This window comes from Variovorax sp. VRV01 (genome assembly GCF_014852545.1).
Classification (GTDB): domain Bacteria; phylum Pseudomonadota; class Gammaproteobacteria; order Burkholderiales; family Burkholderiaceae_C; genus Variovorax; species Variovorax beijingensis_A.
The window spans coordinates 75,611-82,729 of sequence record NZ_JACVBS010000025.1 but is presented as its reverse complement, the minus strand read 5'-3'; the positions used below and the strand labels follow the sequence as shown (position 1 = coordinate 82,729).

Genomic DNA, 7,119 nt, shown 5'->3' with positions numbered 1-7,119 from the left:
CGGCGTGGGCGCGGCGGACGGCGCTTCGGCCACGGCGGGCGCGCGCTCGCGGACGGCGGACGGCGGCTCGGCCACCGCTGCCGCTTCCACGGCCGCGGGCGCCGCTTCGGCAGCTTCGGGCATCGGCCACCAGACCTTCACGCCCATCTCGTCGAGCATCGCGCGCTGGCGGGCGTCGAGCTTCAGTGTCTGTACCGCGCTCATCGCAAGGCTCCCCAGGCAGAGCCTGATTCGTTCAATCGCAGGCTCATGACGACCGCGTCCTCGCGCTTGCCTTCATGGGCGGGGTAGTAGCCCTTGCGCACGCCCACGCTGCGGAAACCCTGGCGCATGTAGATGTCGAGCGCGCGCCGGTTGCTCTGGCGTACCTCGAGCCAGAGCCACTGCGCGCCCTGCGCGCGCGACCAGCCGGTCAGCGCCTCGAGCATCAGCGGCGCCCAGCCCTGGCGCTGGAAGGCCGGCGCCACGGTGATGTTGAGCAGGTGCACTTCGTCCACGCCCTTCATGGCGACGAAGTAGCCGATCAGCGTCTCGCCGAGGCTGGTGATCGGCGTGCCCAGGTCGGGCCGCGAAACCGGGGCCAGCAGGCATTGGCAGTGGTAGCCGACCGCCATCGAATCGATGAAGTTGGCCCGCGTCCACGGATGGCTGTAGGCCGTCTGCTCGACCGCGCAGACGGCATCGAGCCGCTCGACGGTGAGCGGTTCGAGGCGGGCTTCGACGGGCTGGAGGACAGCGCTCATGGATTGGCAACAGGTGGAACCGCCAGCGCGGCCGCCTTGATGGCAGCACGCTCATCGGTGGTTTGCGCCACTTTATCGCGAACATAGAGCGGCCAGGCATGTGCCGCATCCACCGTGCGCCCCGCGGCCAGCAGCGCGGGCGCCAGCCGCAGCATGGCGGTGGCCGTCGGCAGCACTTCGTGGCGCGCCGCGGCCGGGGCCAGGCGCGGGCCGTAGGCGGCAAAGGCGTTGCCGGCGAGGGACCAGCCGGCGGGCACTTCGAGCGCTTCGGGCGCGAGCAGCAGCGGCTCGACGTCCGCGCCGCCCAGCGCACCGCCCCCATCGAAGTCGTAGCGCGCGGCATAGAGCTGGTCCATCCGCGCGTCGAGCACCGCCACCACCTGGCGCGCGCCGAAGGCATGGCGCGCCTCCTCGGCCACGGCCAGCAGCGTGTCGACCGGCAGCAGCGGCACGCCGGCGCCGAAGGCCAGGCCCTGCGCCACCGAGCAGGCGGTGCGCAGGCCCGTGAAGGAGCCCGGCCCGCGGCCGAAGGCGATGGCGTCGAGCGCAGCAAGTTCGAGCCCGGCCTCGGCCAGCAGCTGCAGGATGAGCGGGATCAGCGTGCTCGACGCCTGTGCGCCGCCGGCACCGCTGTGCGTGAACAGGCGCTCGCCGTGGCGCACCGCCACCGACAGGTGCTCGGTGCTGGTGTCGAAAGCCAGGAGCCTAGGCATCGCGGCACCCCGCGGCGGTGGCCGGTATCGCGGGTCGCGCAGCCGCGCGCCCCCCGGCTGTTGTTTTCTGCACGCCGAACAGGATGCCCGCGGTCACCAGCAGCAGGCCGGCGATCAGGTTCCAGTAAAGCGGCTCGTCGAGCCAGATCACCGCGCCGAAGGCCGAGAGGCCGGGCACGAGCGCCGTGATCATGGTGCTGCGCACCGGCCCGAAGTACTGGATCATCTTCGTGAAGGTGATGCCCGAGACGACGACCGAGCCGACGCCCTGGAACAGCATCTGGAACGCCACCTCGCCCCAGGGCGCGGCGCCGATGCGACTCACGACCGCGCCGCCCGCCACCAGCAGGCCGTAGGCCGGAACATAGGCCAGCAGCGCGAACACGGTGATGGCGATGGTCGCGCGCACGGCGTCGAGCCCGTGGCGGCGCGCCACCACGCTGTAGCAGGCCCAGCAGAAGGCCGCGGCCATGAAGAGCAGGTCGCCCTTCCAGACCTCGCCGCCTTCGAAGGCATGCAGCAGGCTGCGCCCGCCGACCACCAGGTCGCCGGCCACGATCAGCGCGAGGCCGAAGGCGCGGGCCGGCGTGATGCGGTCGCGCAGCACCAGCGCGGCCAGCAGCGTGGTCCACAGCGGCAGGCTGCCGGGCATCAGCACCGAGGCGTGGCCCGCGGGCGCGAAGAAGAAGCCGCTGTAGGCCAGCAGGGCATAGGCCACGCCGCCGAAGATGCCGGCGCCGGCCGTGACGCGCAGCGACAGCGGCGACAGCCCGAACAGCGACGACGCGGCGTCGTCCTTCTGCCGCTGGCCCTTCATGACCATCCAGGCGCCCCAGGGCACCAGCACCAGGCTGGCACCGCAGATGCGCGCGAGCGCCAGGTCGAACGGGGTGAGCGAGCGTGCGGCCGAAGCCCGCGCGATCACGATGAAGGCAGTCCAGACCAGCACGGTGACCACGGCCGCGCCGATGCCGATCGTGCGGGGCGAAAAACGGGGCAGGGCGGGCATCCCGCGATTATCCAGGGCAGGCCGCGGCCGCGCCGGCCAGGGGCGAATCGGCGCCCGGGCGCCGTCAACCACCGTCGCTGCGCAGGATGGCGAGCCCGGCCTTGCGCAGCGGTGCCAGCGCGGCGACGGGCGCTTCCGGCGACACCAGCAGGCTGGTGGCGGCCGAGACCGGGTGGATGACCCAGGCCGAGGCCGCACCGATCTTTTCCGACGAGGCCAGCACCACCGTCTCGGCTGCGGCCGCCATGAGTGCGCGCTTGATCGCGGCCTCCTCGACGTCGCCGGTGGTCAGGCCCGCCTCGGCATGCACGCCGGTCACGCCGAGGAAGCAGGTGTCGGCGTGGACGCGCGAGATGGCGTCCATGGCCGCGGCGCCCACCGCCACCATCGAATGCCGGAACAGCCGCCCGCCGATCAGCACCACCTCGATGCCGGCATGGCCCGCCAGCTCGACCGCCACCGACGGGCTGTGCGTGACCACCGTGGCGAGCAGGCTGGCCGGCAGGTGCCGCGCCATCTGCACGGCCGTGGTGCCGCCATCGATGAAGACCACCTGCCCGGGCCGCACCAGCCGTGCCGCGGCGCGGCCGATGGCCACCTTTTCCGCGGTTGCGAGCTGCAGGCGGCCCGCGAAGTCGGCTTCGGCCGGGGCGACCGGCAGCGCGCCGCCGTGCACGCGCTGCAGCAGCCCCTCGGCGGCCAGCTCGCGCAGGTCGCGGCGGATCGTGTCTTCCGACAGCGCCAGCTCCTCGCTGAGCGACTTGGCGACGACGTTGCCGTCGCGCTGCAGGACCGAGAGGATGTGTTGCTTGCGCTGGCGGGTGAGCATCGGGCGATGGTAGCGGGCAGGACTGCAGATTGCACGAATTTTCTTGTTTCTGCACGAATTTGCGCATAAGCTGCGCGCCATGACAACCCTCCACGACCGCGTCCGGGTGCACGAAGTCACCCTGCTTTCCGACAACTGGTACACCCTCAAGACCACCGCCTTCGACTGGCGGCGCAGCGACGGCCAGTGGCAGCGCATGCACCGCGAGACCTACGACCGCGGCAACGGCGCCACGCTGCTGCCCTACAACCTCGCGCAGCGCACGGTGCTGCTGACGCGGCAGTTCCGCTACCCGGCCTTCGTCAACGGGCATGACGAGCTGCTGATCGAGGCGGCCGCCGGCCTGCTCGACAACGCGGCGCCGGAGGAGCGCATCCGCGCCGAGGTGGAGGAAGAACTGGGCTATCGCCTGGACGCGGTGCAGAAGGTGTTCGAAGCCTTCATGAGCCCGGGTTCGGTGACCGAGAAGCTGCACTTCTTCGTCGCCGAGTACGAGCCCTCGATGCGCATCGGCGGCGGTGGCGGCCTGGCCGAGGAGGGCGAGGACATCGAGGTGCTCGAGCTCGGCATCGACGAGGCGCTGGCCATGGTGGCGGACGGGCGCATCGCCGACGCCAAGACGGTGATGCTGCTGTATCACGCGCAACTGCATGTTTTCGCGCCGAGATAATCGGCACGATGCGTCTTCGTCGTCTCTCCTTCTTCCTGCGCGCCGCCTGCGCGCTTTCCTTCACCGCCCTGGCCGCTCCGGGCGCGCTTGCACAGCAGGCCCTTCCGGGCGAAGTGGAGACCGCCCTTGCGCGCGCCAAGGTGCCGCGCGACGCGGTGACGATGCTGGTGGCCGACGCCGACGGCCTGCGCCCGCCGCGCCTGGCCTGGCGCGCCCAGGTGCCGGTGAATCCGGCGTCGATCATGAAGCTGGTCACGACCTACGCCGCGCTCGACCTGCTCGGGCCGGCCTACAGCTGGAGCACGCCGGTCTACGTCGACGGCACGGTGAGCAACGGCGTGCTCAACGGCAACCTCTACATCAAGGGCCAGGGCGATCCCAAGCTGGTGCTGGAGCGCGCCTGGCTGCTGCTGCGGCGCGTGCAGGGGCTGGGCATCACCACCGTGAGCGGCGACATCGTGCTGGACCGCAGCGCCTTCGACGGCACGAGCGAGAACGACCCGGCCGCCTTCGACGGCGAGCCGCTGCGGCCCTACAACGCCTCGCCCGAGGCGCTGCTGGTCAACTTCAAGTCGGTCAACATGGTCTTCACACCCGAGCGCGGCGGCCAGCAGGCACGCGTGAGCTACGAGCCGCCGCTCGCCAGCGTGTCGATGCAGCCCGCGGTTGCGCTCGCGCCCGGCGAATGCGGCGACTGGCGCGCCGCGATCAAGCCCGACTTCAGCGACCCGAACCGCATCCGCTTCATGGGCGTCCTGCCGGCCGCCTGCGGCGAGAAGAGCTGGGCCGTGGCCTATGCCGATCCGCGCACCTACGGCCTGCGCGCCATCGGCGGCATGTGGGCCGAGATGGGTGGCCGGGTCGGCGGCCAGATGCGCGACGGCCGCGTGCCGGCCGGGCTCAAGCCGGTGTTCGAATTCGGCTCGCCGCCGCTTTCGGAGGTGGTGCGCGACATCAACAAGTACAGCAACAACGTGATGGCGCAGCAGCTGTTCCTCACGCTCGGGCTCACGCAGAGGAACCGCGGCAGCTTCGAGGCCTCGCGCAGCGCGCTGGGCCAGTGGTGGCGCGAGCGCATCGGCACCGGCGAGGCGCCGCCGGTGTTCGACAACGGCTCGGGCCTGTCGCGCGACGAGCGCATCAGCGCGGCGGCGCTCGGCAAGATGCTGCAGGTCGCCTGGCGCTCGCCGCTGATGCCGGAGCTGGTGTCGTCGCTGCCCGCCATGGGGGTGGACGGCACGCTCAGGAAGCGCACGCTGCGCTCGGGCGGCGCGGCCCACCTGAAGACCGGCTCGCTGCGCGATGCCGCCGGCGTGGCCGGCTATGTACACGGCGCAAGCGGCCGCCGCTACGTGCTGGTGGCGATTGCCAACGGCGAGAACGCCGGGGCTGCGCGCGCCGCGTTCGACGCGCTGGTCGACTGGGCTTCGCAGGACAACTGACGGCCATCAAGCGTCCGTGTACTGAAAACTTCTCTAGGTATACGCGCCGCTTGCGCGTGGCCATGGCACTGCACAGAATCGGACGCCCGTTCGATTCGACAACATCAGGAGCCACGCCTTGAAAAAGCCGCAACGACAACTCTCCACTCCGCTGCACAGGATTGCGGCACTCGGCGGCGTCACGCTGCTGCTGGCGGCCTGCGGCGGCGGTGGAGGGGGTGGCGGCATCGGCGTGGGACTGCCGCCTCCCGTCGGCGACACCGGCCGCGGCTCGGTCGTCACAGACCCGCCCGAGCAGACCGCGAAGCTCTCGGCCGACCAGCTCCGGACCAACCTCCAGGCGACCGACCAGGGCAAGGCCCTGCTGCAAGTGGCGGGCGCGCCCAGGTGCGGGGTCGAGGTGCGCTACCTCGAATACCGCACCATCGGCGGCAAGAACGAAGCCACCAATGCCACCGCCGCGATCATGCTGCCCTCCGGCGCCGACGTGGCCTGCAACGGGCCGCGGCCGGTGGTGCTGTATGCCCACGGCACCACCGCCGCGCGCAACTACAACCTCGCCAAATGGACCGACTCCACGCAGCCGGCGGCCGGCGAAGGCCTCACGATCGCCGCCATGTTCGCGGCGCAGGGCTACATCGTGGTGGCGCCCAACTACGCGGGCTACGACAAGTCGACGCTGCCCTATCACCCGTACCTCAATGGCGACCAGCAGGGCAAGGACATGGTCGATGCGCTCACCGCGGCGCGCAAGACCTTCACGGGCATCGACGCCACGGACGCGGGCTCGCTGCTGATCACCGGCTATTCGCAGGGCGGCTACGTGGCGCTGGCGGCGCACCGCGAGATGCAGGCCACGGGCCGGGCGGTGACGGCGTCGGCGCCGCTCTCGGCGCCTTCGGCCATCGGCCTGCTGGCGGACTACACCTTCATGGGCTGGCCGGCGCTCGGCAGCACGCTTTTCGTGCCGCTGCTCTCGGCCAGCTGGCAGCAGCAGTTCGGCGACGTCTACGGCAGCACCGGCGACATCTACGAAGCGCAGTACGCCACCGGCATCGACACCCTGCTGCCGAGCCTCACGCCCCTCACCACGCTGTATGCCAACGGCAAGCTGCCGCAGCTTGCGCTCTTTCCCGCCGGCGCGACGCCGGGGCCGGTGAGCCCGGAGCTGTCGATCTTCTACGGCGCGAACAACCTCATCCGCCAGAGCTACCTGACGCAGGCGGCCGGCGACATCCAGGCGAATCCCTGCCCCGGCAATGCGCTGCCCGCCACGGCCGCCTCGCTGGGCACCACCTCGCCGCTCGATTGCAAGCCGGCCGTGGGCTTCCGCAAGGCGGCGCGCGCCAACGACCTGCGCAACTGGCTGCCGGCGCGGCCGGTGCTCATGTGCGGCGGCGCCAACGATCCGACCGTGAACTTCCTGAGCACCCGCGCCACCGCCGGCTACTTCCGCGCCCGCGGCATGCCCGCGGCCGCGCTGACCGTGGTCGACCTGGAAGATAACGCCACCACCGACGCGTATTCCGCCGCGCGCGCCGGCTTCGCCCAGGCCAAGAGCACCCTGGCGCAGAACACCCCCGGCAGCGACGCCGACAAGCGGCAGGCCGTCACCCTGGCCTACCACGGCACCCTGGCGCCGCCGTTCTGCCTGGCTTCGGCGCGAGGCTTCTTCCAGGGCGTGCTGGCCGCCGGCGGCTAGCGAAGACCGGG

7 protein-coding genes and 1 pseudogene are annotated in these 7,119 nt (G+C 71.4%); 3 read left to right on the top strand and 5 right to left on the bottom strand.

The window, feature by feature from the left end; genetic code table 11:
• The 5 genes and pseudogenes from IB278_RS30215 to IB278_RS30195 all read right to left on the bottom strand — a co-directional run.
• Window positions 1-204 (bottom strand): annotated as a pseudogene (locus IB278_RS30215) (uracil-DNA glycosylase); the annotation flags it as partial.
• A complete protein-coding gene (gene rimI / locus IB278_RS30210; RefSeq protein WP_062364083.1) occupies window positions 201-743 on the bottom strand; it encodes a ribosomal protein S18-alanine N-acetyltransferase in 543 nt (180 codons plus the stop codon). The gene rimI and the pseudogene IB278_RS30215, both read right to left, overlap by 4 nt.
• Complete coding sequence (gene tsaB / locus IB278_RS30205) at window positions 740-1,456, bottom strand: tRNA (adenosine(37)-N6)-threonylcarbamoyltransferase complex dimerization subunit type 1 TsaB (RefSeq protein WP_192327616.1); 717 nt, start codon at window positions 1,454-1,456, stop codon at window positions 740-742. Before tsaB ends, rimI begins: the two co-directional genes overlap by 4 nt.
• Entirely contained in the window at window positions 1,449-2,465 is a 1,017-nt protein-coding gene (locus IB278_RS30200) for a DMT family transporter (RefSeq protein ID WP_192327613.1), read from the bottom strand. The genes tsaB and IB278_RS30200 overlap by 8 nt, the downstream gene beginning before the upstream one ends.
• A 64-nt stretch (window positions 2,466-2,529) precedes the next feature.
• Window positions 2,530-3,294: a DeoR/GlpR family DNA-binding transcription regulator gene (locus IB278_RS30195; RefSeq protein ID WP_192327610.1), complete on the bottom strand. Its 765-nt coding sequence runs from the start codon at window positions 3,292-3,294 to the stop codon at window positions 2,530-2,532.
• Between the two features lie 79 nt (window positions 3,295-3,373).
• On the opposite strand from IB278_RS30195, the gene IB278_RS30190 reads away from it, so the two are divergent.
• The 3 genes from IB278_RS30190 (at window position 3,374) to IB278_RS30180 (ending at window position 7,108) form a co-directional block, all read left to right on the top strand.
• Window positions 3,374-3,964, top strand: a complete 591-nt coding sequence (locus tag IB278_RS30190) for a GDP-mannose pyrophosphatase (RefSeq protein ID WP_145739274.1) — start codon at window positions 3,374-3,376, stop codon at window positions 3,962-3,964.
• Between the two features lie 8 nt (window positions 3,965-3,972).
• Complete coding sequence (dacB, locus tag IB278_RS30185) at window positions 3,973-5,406, top strand: D-alanyl-D-alanine carboxypeptidase/D-alanyl-D-alanine-endopeptidase (RefSeq protein ID WP_192327607.1); 1,434 nt, start codon at window positions 3,973-3,975, stop codon at window positions 5,404-5,406.
• Window positions 5,407-5,524: 118 nt separating this feature from the next.
• Window positions 5,525-7,108 carry an alpha/beta hydrolase family protein gene (locus IB278_RS30180; protein WP_192327604.1) on the top strand — a complete coding sequence of 528 codons (1,584 nt, stop codon included), beginning with the start codon at window positions 5,525-5,527 and terminating at the stop codon, window positions 7,106-7,108.
• Window positions 7,109-7,119: the final 11 nt, after the last annotated feature.